The organism is Sedimentibacter sp. B4 (genome assembly GCF_000309315.1).
Lineage (GTDB): Bacteria > Bacillota > Clostridia > Tissierellales > Sedimentibacteraceae > Sedimentibacter > Sedimentibacter saalensis.
The window spans coordinates 1-232 of sequence record NZ_CANG01000823.1; the positions used below are offsets into that span (position 1 = coordinate 1).

Genomic DNA, 232 nt, shown 5'->3' on the forward strand with positions numbered 1-232 from the left:
GGCGTCGTCCTCCACCGGACGGCTCACGAAGCGATCCTGGAAGAAGTGCCCGACCCGCCCGTACTTTCGATTGAACCAGCCCGCGTACCTGATCCCGAGCCGCTTCAGGACGAGGCCCACCGGCTCATCGGTGGTACGCAGCACCAGGTGGACGTGGTTCGTCATCAGGCAGTACGCGAGCACGCGACAGCCGGTCGCGTCCCGGACGGCGCGCAGGTCACTCAGGAACCTC

The 232-nt window shown here is 66.8% G+C and carries 1 protein-coding gene; it reads right to left on the reverse strand.

Features of this window, described 5'->3' with window-relative positions:
* On the reverse strand, positions 1–232 hold a 232-nt coding region (locus BN358_RS24440), incomplete at both ends, for a transposase (protein ID WP_198018494.1).